Raw genomic sequence first — 15,496 nt, 5'->3', positions numbered from 1 at the left:
GCCCGCGCAGCTAAAAAAAGCACCTTGGCCAGGATTATCTTATTTCAACCATTTACCTCAAAACCATCAAAATAATTATTAAATCGAAATATAATGAAAGATTATATTGTGGTATAAAAATAATACGAAAGTTTATTTAATTTCAATATATTTGTATCGTGTAATTTGATTATGTCAATATTGACAAAAACATTTTAACGATACAAAATGAACTTAGAAGTACGACAAAAGGCACATGAACAAGGCTTATCTTTAATGGAATACATATTAAAGATAAATGGTAATCTTGCGCATCAAACGGGAACCAAAAGAACTATTTTGGCCGCCTGTCCTAATTCAAAAGCCGTAATAAAGGCTGCTTTGCGATCAGCAAAAAGAGCCAATGCCCCAATAAAATTTGCCACAACACTCAACCAAGTGGATAGGGATGGTGGATATACCGGATTAACTCCCCATCAGTTCGTGAAAATTGTTCGGCAAGAGGCAAGGTCAATAAACCTGCAATCACCAATAATCATTGCAATTGACCATGGTGGACCTTGGCTAAAGGATAAACACCGTAAGGAAGAACTTTCGTTGGAAAAGGCCATGGAAGAGGTAAAACTATCTTTTGAGACCGCAATTGATGCGGGCTATGACCTTATTCATGTAGACCCCACCATTGATATCAACTTAAAGCAAGGTGAAATAATTAAAATAGCCGATGTTGCTGAACGTACCGTTGAACTGATAAAGCATTGCGAGGACTATAGGAAAAGTAGGGGGCTTCGAAAAATTGCCTATGAAGTAGGTACCGAAGAAGTGCATGGCGGCTTGGTAGACCTTGATGTCTTTAATCAGTTTTTTGAACTGTTGAAAATTGGCCTGGCACAAGCAGGTATATCCGATACCTGGCCCTGCTTTGTTGTGGGGAAAGTGGGCACAGACTTGCATACGACGGAATTTGACCCTAATGTAGCGGCCACAATTGTTGAAATCGCTAAAACCCACGGCAGCGTTATTAAAGGGCATTACTCAGATAACGTAACCAACCCCCAAGACTATCCCATATCCGGCATGGGTGGTGCAAATGTTGGACCAGAGTATACGGAGCGCGAATATGAAAGCCTTATTGAGCTTGTTGAAATTGAAGAAGAACTATTTGCCGAGAATAAAATCGCAAAGGTTTCCAACCTTAAAAAGCTATTATGGCAAGCGGTAATTAATTCAAATAGGTGGCAAAAATGGCTTTCAGATACCGAAAATGCAAATGACTTTTATGCCAATTCACCCATTAGACAAGAATGGCTTATCAAAACAGGTTGCCGTTATATTTGGGAAAAACCCGAGGTAGAAGTGGCAAGAAATCTCTTATATGCCAACCTTGCCCATAACGACATCATGGCTGAAGAAATAGTACTTTCTAAAATTGAAAAAGCCATGGACAAGTATTACTATAATTTTAATCTAATCGATCTAAACGAAAATCTTTTGGCAGAACAACCAGCTTAACACTAAAAACGCTTTTGGGTCATGAAAAAAAAATTTGATGTCTTAGTGGTAGGAGAATTGAATGTTGACATTATTCTTAATGATATCATAGGCTTTCCTAAGGTGGGTACCGAAATTTTGGCAAATGAAATGACGGTTACATTAGGCAGCAGTTCTGCCATTTTTGCAAGCAACTTAAGTGCTTTGGGCAAATCGGTAGCCTTTGCTGGCCTTATTGGCCAAGACAGTTTTTCTAATTTGATAAAAACCTCCTTAGTGCGCAAAAACGTGGACACCAGTTTTGTTATTTCATCCGAAAAGCATGCCACTGGCCTGACCATGGTCATGAACTACGAAATGGACCGTGCCAACGTAACCTTTCCCGGGGCAATGGAACACCTTAGCGCAAACGATATTACCAACGCGATGTTGTTATCGGCGAAACACTTGCACTTAAGCTCTATCTTTTTACAGAAAAGCATAAAAAGTAAGGTAGTCGATCTCTTTGAACGGGCAAAAAAATTAGGCCTAAGCACTTCTATGGACCCGCAATGGGACCCCTTGGAAAAGTGGAACCTAGACCTTGGGAAGCTTTTGCCCCATATAGACATTTTCTTGCCCAATAAGGTAGAATTCTTGAACATTACCAAAAGCGAATCCATTTTAGCGGGCCTGGAAAAAATACAACAGTATGCCAATGTCGTCGTAATAAAGGACGGTACGCAAGGCGCCCACCTGTGGCAAGAGGAAAAACGGATTACCAAACCAGCTTTTTTAAATGAATCAATCGCCGATTGCATCGGCGCGGGAGACAGTTTTGATGCCGGTTTTATCTATGATTTTCTAAACGGTAAAAATTTGGAACAATGTGTAACCACCGGAAACATTATGGGGGCCATTAACACTACTGTTCCCGGGGGAACCACCGCATTTACCAATTTTGAGGAAATCCAAAAAGTAGCGGATAGCAAATTCGATTATAAACTTTAATATGGGACTAAAGGAACAACTACTTCGAAATAAAAAAGAGGCTAAGGCATTTCTGGCCACCAATTTCTACAACTCGGAAACCCTTTCGGCAGTTCTTATGGCTGCCAAAGAGGCCAACGCTCCAATAATCTTGCAGTTATCTGAAAGTTCCATAAAATATCTGGGGCTGGAAGTTGCTGTGTCCCTTGCCAGAGCGGCTATTTCGCAATATGGGGTACAGGCATGGCTACACCTTGATCACGGCCAGGACATCAACCTTGTCAAACGCTGTATTGATGCCGGCTTTGATTCGGTAATGATAGATGCCAGTGAAAAACCCTTTGATGAAAACGTGAGGATTACAAAGGAAATCGTCCATTATGCCAGCAGTTACGAAATTAATGTAGAGGCCGAACTGGGGTATATATCAAAACTAGGTCAAAGTCAAGACATAATTTATACCAGCCCAACGGAGGCCAAAAGCTTTGTAGAGGATACCGGGGTCAATGCCTTGGCCATAGCCGTAGGTTCGGCCCACGGGTTCTATAAAGAGGCACCCAAACTTCAATTGGACCTAATAGCGGAAATAAACCAAAACGTTACCGCGGCACTGGTATTACACGGCAGCTCCGGTATCCCGGACGAACAATTGCAGCAAGCCATTAAACGGGGGATTACCAAAATAAATTTGGCCACCGAAATTAAAAACATATTCATGAAATCCTTACAGGGCATACTCCAGGAAACCGATAATATCGATTTGCGTCAAGTATTCCCAAAGGCCACCGCTGCCGCGACCTCATTGGTAGCACAAAAATTGAATGTTATTAATATTAATTGACATTCGATGGTTTAAGTCGTTTTCAATTTTAAAATAATAATTATCTTCATTCTGTCACGCAGGGGTCGCTGGTTCGATTCCTGTCCAGACCTCCAGTAAAATCAAGACCTCACGGATGTGGGGGCTTTTTTGTTCTGAAAAAGTGCATAGTCTTTTTTTCTGTCCTAACTTTAACATTTTTCAACCCAATTAACAGGGATTAAAATCCTAAAGCTTGGAAAAAATGAAAGATTCCTTTTCTACCTTGTTTGGTTTTTTCTTCAATTTCGTCTAAACACTCGGATATCTCCTTTATCATAGCTTTGCCTATCTCTTTGAGATGAGCCAATTCCTTCTTAATCTATTTAATATCATCAAGTTGATTGTGGAATTGTTCTGTAATTTGTTGATTGCCGGAACCTATATTTAGATTAGAATTAGTAAAATCTATATTGTAAATATTTACAATTTGGACTACCTGGTAAAGCATATGAATCTTGTTCGCAGTATTCTCACCTTTACTTTTAATACAAATTGATGTTCAATCCTTAGTAGCCACCATTTTTACATATCTGTCTTCATTCAATCAAACGCTCCCAATATTAAAACTCTTTTAGAGTTTTAGGATTTAAGCGATGCTAAAACCCGAACAACAAAAAAAGAAACAGGTCGGCATCGTTGGCAAAGGCCTCACGTATTTTTTGATAGGCAATTCGCAATTGCGCCTCTATGGTTTTTGTTGATATGTTCAGCTTTTCCGCAATCTCTTTATGCTTCATTTTATCCCATTTGCTGAGAATCAATATTTCCCGACATTTTTCGGGTAGTTTTTCAACAGTTGAATTCAGCAGGGCTATTTTTTTTTCCAATACGTCCTTATCTTCCTGAAATTGCTCCATGGCTACCTTGAACTTGAACTCTTCAATAAATTTATCGTAGGTTTTCCGTTTTTCCACCCTGTTCAAAAAATCATTGTAAGCAGCTCGGTAGAGATATGATTTGAAGGACGTCCTGATCTCAATACCTTCTCTTTTGCTCCAAATTTTAACAAAGAGGAGTTGGATGATTTCTTCTGCTTCGGGCATGCTGTGCGTGTGCTGCACAAGGTAGGAACATGCCATTGGGTAGAAGTCACGAAAAATTTGCGCAAAGGCTTTCTTGTCCCCTTTCTGTACCTTTTGCCATAAAATGATATCATTTTTCATAATTCGCTACCCATACAAAAATGATTATTTTGATCCACATAGAAAAAAAATAAAATTTTAGTTAAGGGATTGTAAACATTCTCCTGTCATTATTAAGTAAGTGTGAAAAAATGGAACATCTTATCATAAAATTACTGACCGATACCATTTCTGACGAAGAACTGAAAGATTTGAAAGCAATGGTCGGCAAACCCTCCAACAGAAAAAAGCTGGAAGAATATCTAAGGACTGACCAACAGTTGAACCTTCATTTTTTTGATGGCGATGTCGATGGGGCATTGAAGAAGGTCATGGAAGGTATTGGATCTCACGGTCAATCCGAGAGCAAGCCGGTTGTTGTGTTCAAAAAATACCGATATATGGCAGTGGCTGCTTCTTTGGCACTTTTTATGGCACTCGGGGGCTATCTTTTTGTTCAGGACAATACTTCAACAGAAACCATTGATGCTGTACAGATAACGGAAGAGATTCCTGCGGGAAGCAATAAGGCCACACTCACCTTGGCCAACGGAGAGCAGGTGGTTCTGGAACAGGGAATGGTCTACAAAAAGGAAAATGCAGAAAGTGATGGTGAAAAATTGGAATATGAAAAGGGTGTGGCCAAGACTGCAGAGTTGACCTACAATGATATTATCATACCTAGGGGCGGACAATTTGTTGTTACACTTTCCGATGGCACCAAGGTTTGGCTGAATTCAGATTCAAAATTGAAATACCCCGTAAAATTTGCAAAGGGCAGTCCCAGGGAAGTGGAACTGGTCTATGGAGAAGCGTATTTTGATGTCTCACCCAGCGAAAACAACAAAGGAGCTTCTTTTGTGGTCAAAAACCAATATCAAAATATTGAGGTATTGGGCACCGAGTTTAATGTAAAGGCTTACAAAGATGATAGTCGGTATATAACGACCCTTGCAGAAGGTAAAGTCGCCATTTCGGCCAAAGAATTTGGTAAAATGTTGTCCGTTGGTGAAAAAGCAATGGTAGATATAGCAACAGGAAATATAAAAGTCGACAAAGCCGATGTAATGCTTGAAACGGCATGGAAGAACGGTCGCTTTGTTTTTAAAGGGGAACCCTTAAATGATATGATGAAGGTGTTGTCACGCTGGTACAATGTGGAAATAAAATTCAACGATAGTTCGAAATCACATATCAAATTCTCGGGCAACCTCAACAGAACGGAAAATCTAGAAGAATTATTAAAACGATTGGAAATGACGGAAGAAGTCAGATTCAAATATAAAGGCAATAACACGATACTCGTGGAATAGAAAAAGGGAACCGGCCGACACCGACCAAAGTAGCAGCCAAATTCCCTTGGATTGATTGATCAAACGAATGTTTAACCAAAAAACTAACTCAAAATTATGAAAATTGAACAAGAAAGTCCCTATATGGTAAAATATGGGGGGTTTATCAAATGGATCATGAGAACTTTTATTTTCCTTACGTTTTTCACGGCACTGGGCTTTACCCCCAATAACGGCTTTTCCCAGAAGACTAAGGTTTTTATCAATAACGAGGGTGCATTAAGTATCGAAGCACTTTTTGAACTGATCAACGAACAAACCGGATATGAGTTCGTATATCGATTCGATTTGGTCGAAAATGCCGAGAAGGTCCATTTGAAAAAGGGACCTGCCCTAGTGGAAAGGTTACTACAAAAAGCCTTAACTCCTATTGATTGTGGATATGAAATTTTGGAGGATACCATTATCGTCAAAAGACAGGAAGGTTTCCTCGTAAAAGGTCAGGTGACCGATGCCGAAACCGGAGTTCCATTGCCAGGGGTAACGGTATTGATCAAAGGTACTAACAAGGGCACAACAACCGATTTTGATGGCAATTATATCGTAAAAGTACCTAGCGAAGAAAACGTACTCGTATTCTCTTACTTGGGTTTTGAGGATAAAGAAGTTATCATAGGGACCAATCGCTTGATAAACGTGGCCCTAGACACCAACGTAGAACAATTGGACGAAGTGGTCTTAACTGATGGCTATCGAAAACTGGAAAGAGATAGGGAGCCGGGTTCTTATGTTTCCGTTGATACCGATCTTTTAATAAAGCAGCCTTCAAATGATATTCTTCAATCTTTAGAAGGTTTGTCGCCAGGCCTTATTTTCAATCCAACTTCAAACGGGTTTGATGATGGAGAGCAAAATCCTGATATCTTTATTAGGGGGGTAGGTTCGTTCGGCACAATTGAGCCTCTTTATATTTTAGATGGTTTTCCGGTTTCAAGAGATGATCTTCAGTTGGTAAATGTGAATGACATTGAAGGGGTTACCATCTTGAAAGATGCCGCATCGACCTCAATATGGGGTGCAAATGCTGCAAATGGGGTTATCGTAATTACGACCAAAAGAGGTAAAGGGACTAAACCTAAATTTAATTTTAGTTCTACGGTGACCACAGGTAGAAGACCTACTAGGTCTTATTTGAATTTAATGAACTCCGCCGAATCGGTACAAACAGAGCGGGATTATTTTTATCGGGACGAGTTTTTTACTCCTGTAAGAGACGATTACCGTTTTTTTACATTGTTCCGGGAAAGTTGGGAAGCATTGTTTGATTACGAAGATGGTCTAATCTCAGAAACGGAGCGGGACAATAGATTGAACGATATTTCAAGTCGTGATAATAGTCGACAATTGGAAAGATTGTTGTTTCAGCCTTCCGAGAATCGAATCAATAACTTATCGGTTTCGGGCAAATCGGGTATCCTTGGCTATTTTGGTTCATTGGGTTATAACACCTATGAATCGGGATTAAAAAATGATTCTAGGGAGCAATTTAATGGAACCTTTAATGGAGATTTTGAATTTTCCGATAAAACAAACCTCTCCATTGGAATCAATTATTTACGAAGTGAGGAGTCTAGGTCACCCTTTAGGAATCAAGGTGATGCAACTTCGGAGGGCACCGTCCTTACTGCGGTTCCTTTGATTTTGTATACATCGCCCTACGTACAATTCTCCGAGGAAGATGGTATGCCAAGGAATTACAGTCAAGGTTTTATTGATAATATCACCAGTTTGGGCGGTAAAGATCTTACGTACAACCCATATAATGAGCTGAAAAATAATGAGGACAAGACGATTCGTAATACCTTAAGAACCAATCTTAAGCTTACCCAAGAGCTATTGCCGGGCTTGGAAGCTGAAGGAAGGATGCAATACATAGTCACCAATTCAGATCGGGAAAATCTATATAAGGAAGATTCTTATTACGTAAGGCATTTTTTGGCAACAACAAGTGAGGGCATTTATAACGATGATGATGAACTGATAGGTATTGAGCAGGTGGTTAATGACGGTGCCATTTTAGAGAATACCAATGTGAATTACCGATCCTTGATGACACGGGCGCAATTGAACTACCACCTCGAATCAAACAACGAAAAGCATGTTTTTGATTTGAGTGTAGGTGGGGAAAGAAGAGCTGAGTATACCAAAACAACAGGGGTTAACTATTATGGGCTAAATGAGGACAACCTTTCTTATCAAGTAGATTTAGCCCCCATACTTTTAGATGATTATTCAAGTATATTTAATAGTGGTGTTAGTTCTTCAGGTATAACCATTGATTTTAGCAGCCTATCTAAATTTGAAAGAAAGACCTCATCGTATTATGTAAACGGAACCTATAGTTTTGATAAAAAATACCATTTGAATCTTTCGGGAAGAAGGGATAGATCTAACCTGTTTTCAAAAGGTAAAAAAGATTTAGGATCGGTAGGTCTAAAATGGAATTTGGGTAAGGAAAATTTCTTGGTCAATTCCAATGCGGTGAATACATTAGACCTTAGGGCCAGTTATGGGGTAGTGGGTAAGACTCCTGATATTGGACAGGCATCACTTGAAAATATAGCATATACAGAGTATAATACCAGTATTCTTGCCGCCAGCCTAGGTATTGCTAACCCAGCTATTACAAATTTAACTTTCGAGGTAGTCAGAACAACAAACTTGGGTATGGACTTTGAGTTGTTCAACAAAAGGGTTTTTGGTGCATTGGATTTATATAATAAAAAGTCGACGGATGTTATAGCGCCAAATGCACTTAACCCGACAACAGGCTTTTTCTTTGCCGATATGAATGTTGCCGATATTGATACCAAGGGCGCAGAACTAAGTTTGAGTGTTGATATTATCCGTACAAAATCCTTTAACTGGAGAACCACTGTCAATGCTTCTATTTTCGAGAATGAAGTTACGCGTTCAATAGCACCTACAGATGTTGGGTCTGTTGTAGGAAAGGAGAACAATCAAATAACAGGTTTCCAAACTTATACTGTCTTGGCCTACGAAAATGCAGGCTTGGATGAAACTGGTTTGCCCCAGGTATACTATACCGACGATAGTGGGGTAAAGCAAGCTACAAGTGATTTATCGTTGGTCGGTTTTGATGATTTGGTGGATATGGGTACCAGTATACCTACCAAGAGCATTGGTTTTCTGAATAACTTTACGTATAAAGGCTTTGAGCTTTTTGCAAGGTTTGCCTATAGAGGGGGGCACGTTATTAGCAGGGAATCTTATAATTTATCAATACTCACCAATAATTTTTTCGATGGGTTCCTTCCTGCATACAATAAAATCGGGGTTGATTATTGGAATGAACCCGGTGATGAGGAAACTACCGATATACCTGCATTAATACATACTTCTGATGATGCGTATGATGCTCCAATGAATTCGGACAAATGGTTTGTTCCCGGTGATTATATAAAACTTAGACAATTGCGATTGGGCTATAATTTCAATAAAAAGCAATTGGACAAGCTCCCTTTTAGTTCATTGCGTTTTTCGTTACAAGGCGATAATTTATGGAGATGGACGAAAAATGATGAAGGCATAGACCCAGAGGCATACCGTTCCAATGCCGGACAGCGTACACTCGATATTGCGCCTACCTATAGTTTTAATGTTTCAGTTGGCTTTTAATAAAAAATAAGATGAAAAATATATTAAAAATAATGATGCTCTCATTCATTCTATTTGGATGTGAGAACGAACAGGATTTTTTGGACACCGAATACAATGGTGTGGTTTCTGTAAAAAAAGTGTCGGATTATGATTTGCTGCTAAATGCCCGTCTAATTACGGCCCCATTTACCATTGAAGCCCCATTTTTGCAATGGACGGATAATTACTCGCCCATTATAGGGAGTGATTTTGGGCCTACGGATAGAGCTGCGTATTTGTGGGATGAAAATATATATGCTCCAGGAGATGACCCAACAGCTTGGCGAAAACCATACGAGCGCATATTTACCTATAATACCATATTAAATGATGCCGGTAATGCCACTAATGCAGAATCTAATAAAGATTTGGTTGAGACTTTAAAGGCAGAAGCATTATTGGGTAGGGCCTTTGAATATTGGGTTTTATTAAACCTGTATGCCCCTCCGTATGATGGCACAAATGGCAATGAATTAAGCGTGCCCTTTGTGGAGACCGCAGACATTACTGCGCCCTTGCCGGACAGAATGACCATAGAAGCCCTTTATAATCAAATAGTATCAGATGTTGAAACGGCTTTGCCTTCTCTTCCTGAGATTCATTCAGAGGGTAATCATAGGGGATCAAAATTGGGAGCTTATGCCTTTTTATCACGTTTGTATTTGTTTAAAAAAGAATACAATAAAGTTATTGAGTATGCTGATTTAGCTTTGGGCATAAAGGATGATATAGATGATTATACTGATGAAGAATATAGTTGGGTGTTTGATAATATAGCTAACAATGAAAAAGTATATAGTAGGCCAACCTATATTGCCTTGTTCTTTTCGGCCAACATCACGGAAGAATTTGGCAGGCTTTATTTCACAGGACTTACTGATTTTTATCCATTTATTGGAGATGATGTTCGTCCAAGTCTCTGGTTCTACGCACTGGGTCTAGAAGAGCTTACATTAGGGCTTCCTTTTTTCTATTTGGATAGGGGATTATCAACGCCAGAAATATGGCTGAATAAGGCTGAAGCTTTGGTAAGGTCGGGAGACCCTGTTTCTATGGCGGAAGGCCTTGCCATTGTCAATGAGTTAAGGGCAAAACGTATTGTGGATTCCCTTGGCTTTGGTACTGATTTAATTTCATGGACCAACGACCCCGAAGAAATATTGGGCTTTGTGTTGGAAGAAAGAAGAAAAGAGATGGCCACATATGCAATGAGATGGTTCGATATGAGAAGATTGCAGTTAGAGGGTAGAATAGGTACGATTACCCATTCACTTCCTGATGGCACAACGGCCACTTTGGAGGAAGGTAGTGAAAAATATACATTGGCAATACCGGCATCAGCATTGTAAGACACATCTAAGTATAACGGTCAATGAACTCATTTAAACTTTTATTGGGTCGATAAATGAGGGTTTTTGATTCAATCGAAATAGTTTAAATGAGTTCAATTTATATAACAAACAACAAAATGAAAAAGTTCAAACATTATAGTGCTCTAAGTGCCTTGGGGTTGATGCTATTCGCATCGTGCACCTCCAAAGATGCTACAATTACGGTAGAGGGTGTAAATTCTGACACTAGTGAAATGGTATTGACCAAAACAGGGGTAGAAATAGCGAAAAACCCTGTCAATGGCGCCAATACCCTTCTCGAAGTAAAGGACATCGCTCCTGGGTATTACAAGTTGAACGAGCAACTTATTTACTTGGAGCCCGGTTTTGACATGAACATCGATCTAGAAGATGGGGAACCCGTTTTTGAGGGAAAAGGTGAAAAAGAAAATAATGTACTGCAAGAAAGGTTGAAGACTGAACAGGGATATACCCATTATATAGATTCCGTCAAGACCAAGTTTGTCATGGAAGAAGAAGCATATTTCGCCTATTTGGATACCCTGACAATTGATTTTGACAAGAACCTACAAGACCCAGAGCTGAGTCAAGGTTTTGTAAGCTCCGAGAAAAGGCGTACCGAACAAATCAAGAAGTACCTTATCAGTAATTATGCTTTCGATCATGGTATAGACCCTATGGGCGAAATGCAGCTCATGGCGTTTATCACCAGTTTGGACCCTAGTGAATTTGAAAAGCCGGAAACCATGATAAAGATGGATAGTATCCAAAATGCCATGCGAAAGAATGCTTTTAAAAAGGAAAAGGTCGATGAGTTGCGAAAAATGGCTTTTGAAGGTTTCGATTGGAATAATGAAGAGTTGTACACCATGAATTCCATGGGATACGGTATGTTGACCCAAGCCCAGTTGATGACCGTTATGCATTCGATATCCGAAGATTCGAAAAAAGAGTACGACCTTGGAGAAAAAGACTATTTGCCGCAAGAGGTCATGTTCAGGGATATTGTTATCGATTCAGTGTCAAATCCTGCGATGAAGGCATCCATGTTGACCAAGTATACCTCAATACTTATAAAAATGGCACCAGACTTTGCAGAAGATGCCTATGAAAAATTTCTTGCAAACAGTCCAAGTGAAACCCAAAAAGAAACAATTAATGTCGTATATGGTAATTTCCAAAAACTAAAACCAGGAGCCATTTCCGCCAAGTTTGTGGATTACCACACCCCTGAGGACAAATCTGTTAGTTTAGAGGATTTCAAAGGGAAATATGTTTATATCGATGTTTGGGCCACGTGGTGCGGGCCTTGTAAAAAGGAGATTCCTTATTTGAAAAAGGTCGAAGAACAATTTCACGATGATAACATTGCATTCATCAGTATCTCGGTAGATGTTGAAAAGAAAACGGATGCATGGAAACAAATGGTAAAGGATATGGATTTAAAAGGTGTGCAATTGATCGCCGATAACGACTTTAAATCCGAATTCATTAAAGCCTATAATATAGCGGCCATACCAAGGTTCATATTGATCGATCCTGAGGGCAAGATTGTAAATTCCGATGCCCTTAGACCTTCAGACCCTGCATTGACAATGTTGTTGGAGACACTTCTTAGTGTATAAAATTTTTACCAGAATTTTTATAAAAAAGAGGGGGGGGGTGATGTTGTTTTTAAAAACAAACGCCTCCCATCTACCCTATTTCACATTGTTGAATGCCAGTTATGGCAAGGCTTGACCAACCCTATATAAGCTTTAATCCCTTTTGTGAAAGAATTAACAACATCCGTTTAAGGGTAGTAAATAGAAAAACCGTCTTGTATACAAATGGCGTTGATCGAATCAAAACCAGTGCGGTAATTTCAATTGTACTGGAAAACCCAATCAAAAACTAATTTGAATCAAAATGACAAAGAAATTTTTTATAAGCATAACGCTTATATGCTTCACCATAGGAATGATTGCCCAGGACATGAATGCAACCTTGCCATGGGATAATGAGGTACGCAAAGGTGTATTAACCAACGGACTTACCTATTACATACAAAAGACTAATGTAACACAGAACGCAGCGAGTTACTACATCATACAAAATGTTGGTTCTGTATTGGAAAATGATGACCAACAAGGACTTGCCCACTTTTTAGAGCACATGGCATTCAACGGCACCAAGCATTTTGAGGGCAAGGGCATCTTAAACACCTTGCAGAAACACGGAGCTGTCTTTGGTAAGGATATCAATGCCTATACATCATTTGATGAAACGGTATACAATGTCAATGACATTCCCACCACGGAAGCCCTTATAGACACTTGTTTATTGGTCTTGCGTGACTGGGCCGATGACCTTTTGCTGACCGATGAGGAAATAGAGGCCGAACGCGGGGTGATACAAGAAGAATGGCGCACAAGACAATCAGGCCGTATGCGTGTTCTCAAACAACAGCTTCCCGTAATGTTCAACCATACAAAATACGCTGACAGAATGCCGATCGGCACCATGGATGTGGTTATGAACTTCGACCACAAAGTACTGCGTGATTTCTATCATGACTGGTATCGTACTGATTTGCAAGCTATAGCCGTTATTGGTGATATCGATGTAGATGTCATCGAGCAAAAAATCAAAAAATTGTTTTCCAATATTGAGGCTATTAAAAATCCCAAGCCGCGTATTGAAATCGATATTCCCGGAAACAACGAAATGCTATATGTATTGGCACAAGACGAAGAGGTGACCACATCGATGATTTCTTATGGCGTAAGCCATCCTAAAAAAGAAACTCGAAACTCTATAGGCGATTTTAAAATCGAATTATTGAACGATATCATCACTAGCTTGCTTTCCGAAAGGTTAAGTGAATTAGGGCAAAACAATGATGCCCCTTTTCTAAACGCCTATGTTGGTTTTGGGCCCAATGCAAGAAAGAATGATGCGTTCACCATGAGAATCGCTCCTAAGCCCAATAAACAAAAAGAAGCTTTTAAATCGGTATTGGACGAAGTCAACAGGGCATACCTGCACGGATTCACCCCTCCGGAAATAGAAAGGCATATCCTAAAGATTAAAAACAACTACGAGAACCAAATCAGTAAGAAAGGAGACCGACCCCACTGGCAACTGGCCTATGAAATACAGGATGATTACCTGACAAATAAAAAGATAAGGGATATCCAAAAGGAATACGAAATAGCAAAGCAGCTCATGAGTACCTTAACGGCAGAAGAGCTCAAACAACGGTTACAGGCTCTTTACACAAAAAATAATAGGTTTCTTATGGTAACCGGTGTAGAAAATGAGGAAAACCTTTCCGAAGAAAAAGCTCTTGGGATTATCACCATGTCCGATAACAATAAAAGTCTAGAACCCTATACTGAAAATTTTGAAGGTAAGACCCTAATGTCTGGCATCGATATAGTTTCTGGAAAAATAGCCAAAGAAGAAGAAATTAAGGGTATAGGAACCACTTTTACCTTGAGTAATGGTGTTGTGGTACACTACGCTTATACGGACAAAGAAAAAAACAATGTTAAGTTAAAGGCCATAAGCAATGGCGGACTTTCGATATTAAAAGATGTAGATTGGCCATCGGCCAGCTTTATTGGCGATGTGGCAAGTCAATTTGGACTTGGCGACTATTCGACTACGGATTTACAAAAATTGTTGGCGGGAAAAACGGCCCATACCAGGGTGTACGTTTCCGACTTGACCGAGAATATCGAAGGTACTTCGGTTACCAAGGATGTCGAAACCCTATTACAGATGACCTATCTGAACTTTCAGAAACCACGATTCGACAAAGAGGCATACGAGGTATTCATGGACAAAGTGAAAAACTACCTTGTTATGCGCAGTAAGGATGTGAACGAAAAAATTAGGGATAGCGTAACGGTGACCGTTTACGGTAAGAACAATGTAAAACGCCCAATTTTCAATAAAGACTATGTCGATGAAATCTCTTTCGAAAACATCAAGAAATTGTATTTAGAACGATTTAGAGATCCTTCTGATTTTGAGTTCTATATTATAGGGGATATTACCAAAGAGGCGTTAAAGCCACTTTTGGAAAAATACCTTGCCAGCCTTTCAACGTACGGTATTAATGAAAAATGGGTGGAAAACGAAGCAAAATGGGTAGCGCCCCATATCAATAAGGACATCTACCTGAAAATGGAAGACCCCAAAAGTTCAGTTCGTATCGCCTATAAAAAAATGTTCCCGTACACACTAAGGAACAGTTATTTGGCCAAGGCCCTAGGTGATATCCTAACCTTGAGATATACCGAAACATTGCGCGAGCAAGAAGGCGGCACCTATGGGGCAAGGTCGTTTGTTACCATTCTAAAGCGGCCAGTACAAAAAGTGATTATAAATGTGATGTTCGATTGTAACCCTGATAAGGTCGATACACTTATAGATATCGTTCACCAAGAAATCAAAAAAATCGCCAATGGAGAGGTATTACAAGACGATTTGAACAAAACCTTGACCAATTATTTAAAAGAAAGAGAACAGGCCAAGGACAAAAACCAATATACCATGGATCTAGTGTTCAACTATTTTTGGGAAGGATATAATATGGAAGACCCTGAGAATTTCGATACCATTATAAATGGTATAACCATTGATGATATTGCCAATTTTGCCAAGGGTATTACAGAAGAGGCGGATTCTTTTGAAATAGTTATCAAACCAGAAAAATAACAC

The 15,496-nt window shown here is 39.6% G+C and carries 9 protein-coding genes; 8 read left to right on the top strand and 1 reads right to left on the bottom strand.

All coding sequences use genetic code 11. The features are described from left to right. Window positions 1-207 precede the first annotated feature (207 nt). The 3 genes from HJC33_RS17080 to HJC33_RS17070 are packed head-to-tail and all read left to right on the top strand — an operon-like array spanning window position 208 to window position 3,280. The gene (locus tag HJC33_RS17080) at window positions 208-1,491 is read left to right on the top strand and encodes a class II D-tagatose-bisphosphate aldolase non-catalytic subunit (RefSeq protein WP_171660056.1); all 1,284 of its coding nucleotides are present in this window, start codon (window positions 208-210) and stop codon (window positions 1,489-1,491) included. 21 nt (window positions 1,492-1,512) lie between these two features. Then, window positions 1,513-2,460, top strand: a complete 948-nt coding sequence (locus tag HJC33_RS17075; protein WP_171660055.1) for a carbohydrate kinase family protein — start codon at window positions 1,513-1,515, stop codon at window positions 2,458-2,460. A gap of 1 nt (window position 2,461) precedes the next feature. Next, the gene (locus tag HJC33_RS17070) at window positions 2,462-3,280 is read left to right on the top strand and encodes a class II fructose-bisphosphate aldolase (RefSeq protein ID WP_171660054.1); all 819 of its coding nucleotides are present in this window, start codon (window positions 2,462-2,464) and stop codon (window positions 3,278-3,280) included. Between the two features lie 617 nt (window positions 3,281-3,897). On the opposite strand, the gene HJC33_RS17065 is transcribed toward HJC33_RS17070, so the two are convergent. Next, the gene (locus tag HJC33_RS17065) at window positions 3,898-4,464 is read right to left on the bottom strand and encodes an RNA polymerase sigma factor (protein ID WP_171660053.1); all 567 of its coding nucleotides are present in this window, start codon (window positions 4,462-4,464) and stop codon (window positions 3,898-3,900) included. Window positions 4,465-4,574: 110 nt separating this feature from the next. Here HJC33_RS17065 and HJC33_RS17060 point away from each other — a divergent pair, with 110 nt between their 5' ends. The 5 genes from HJC33_RS17060 to HJC33_RS17040 all read left to right on the top strand — a co-directional run bounded on the left by HJC33_RS17060 (window position 4,575) and on the right by HJC33_RS17040 (window position 15,493). Beyond that, on the top strand, window positions 4,575-5,735 hold the full coding sequence (locus tag HJC33_RS17060) for a FecR family protein (protein WP_171660052.1): 1,161 nt from the start codon (window positions 4,575-4,577) through the stop codon (window positions 5,733-5,735). A 96-nt stretch (window positions 5,736-5,831) separates the two neighbouring features. Next, window positions 5,832-9,413: a SusC/RagA family TonB-linked outer membrane protein gene (locus HJC33_RS17055; protein ID WP_171660051.1), complete on the top strand. Its 3,582-nt coding sequence runs from the start codon at window positions 5,832-5,834 to the stop codon at window positions 9,411-9,413. A gap of 11 nt (window positions 9,414-9,424) precedes the next feature. Beyond that, window positions 9,425-10,783, top strand: a complete 1,359-nt coding sequence (locus HJC33_RS17050; protein WP_171660050.1) for a RagB/SusD family nutrient uptake outer membrane protein — start codon at window positions 9,425-9,427, stop codon at window positions 10,781-10,783. A gap of 119 nt (window positions 10,784-10,902) precedes the next feature. Then, entirely contained in the window at window positions 10,903-12,411 is a 1,509-nt protein-coding gene (locus tag HJC33_RS17410; RefSeq protein ID WP_246245593.1) for a redoxin family protein, read from the top strand. A gap of 283 nt (window positions 12,412-12,694) precedes the next feature. Further along, window positions 12,695-15,493, top strand: coding sequence for a M16 family metallopeptidase (locus HJC33_RS17040; protein ID WP_246245592.1), 2,799 nt, complete (start codon window positions 12,695-12,697; stop codon window positions 15,491-15,493). The last annotated feature ends 3 nt before the right edge of the window (window positions 15,494-15,496 follow it).

The organism is Flagellimonas amphidinii, from assembly GCF_013090115.1.
In the GTDB taxonomy this organism is placed as follows: domain Bacteria; phylum Bacteroidota; class Bacteroidia; order Flavobacteriales; family Flavobacteriaceae; genus Flagellimonas; species Flagellimonas amphidinii.
Note: the sequence above shows the minus strand (reverse complement) of the source record. Positions and strands in the feature narration are given on the sequence as shown.

Excerpts from the sequence above, each read along its gene's own strand:
- HJC33_RS17080 (WP_171660056.1), top strand. The coding sequence starts at position 208 with ATGAACTTAGAAGTACGACAAAAGGCACATGAACAAGGCTTATCTTTA.
- HJC33_RS17075 (WP_171660055.1), top strand. The coding sequence starts at position 1,513 with ATGAAAAAAAAATTTGATGTCTTAGTGGTAGGAGAATTGAATGTTGAC.
- HJC33_RS17070 (WP_171660054.1), top strand. The coding sequence starts at position 2,462 with ATGGGACTAAAGGAACAACTACTTCGAAATAAAAAAGAGGCTAAGGCA.
- HJC33_RS17065 (WP_171660053.1), bottom strand. The coding sequence starts at position 4,464 with ATGAAAAATGATATCATTTTATGGCAAAAGGTACAGAAAGGGGACAAG.
- HJC33_RS17060 (WP_171660052.1), top strand. The coding sequence starts at position 4,575 with ATGGAACATCTTATCATAAAATTACTGACCGATACCATTTCTGACGAA.
- HJC33_RS17055 (WP_171660051.1), top strand. The coding sequence starts at position 5,832 with ATGAAAATTGAACAAGAAAGTCCCTATATGGTAAAATATGGGGGGTTT.
- HJC33_RS17050 (WP_171660050.1), top strand. The coding sequence starts at position 9,425 with ATGAAAAATATATTAAAAATAATGATGCTCTCATTCATTCTATTTGGA.
- HJC33_RS17410 (WP_246245593.1), top strand. The coding sequence starts at position 10,903 with ATGAAAAAGTTCAAACATTATAGTGCTCTAAGTGCCTTGGGGTTGATG.
- HJC33_RS17040 (WP_246245592.1), top strand. The coding sequence starts at position 12,695 with ATGACAAAGAAATTTTTTATAAGCATAACGCTTATATGCTTCACCATA.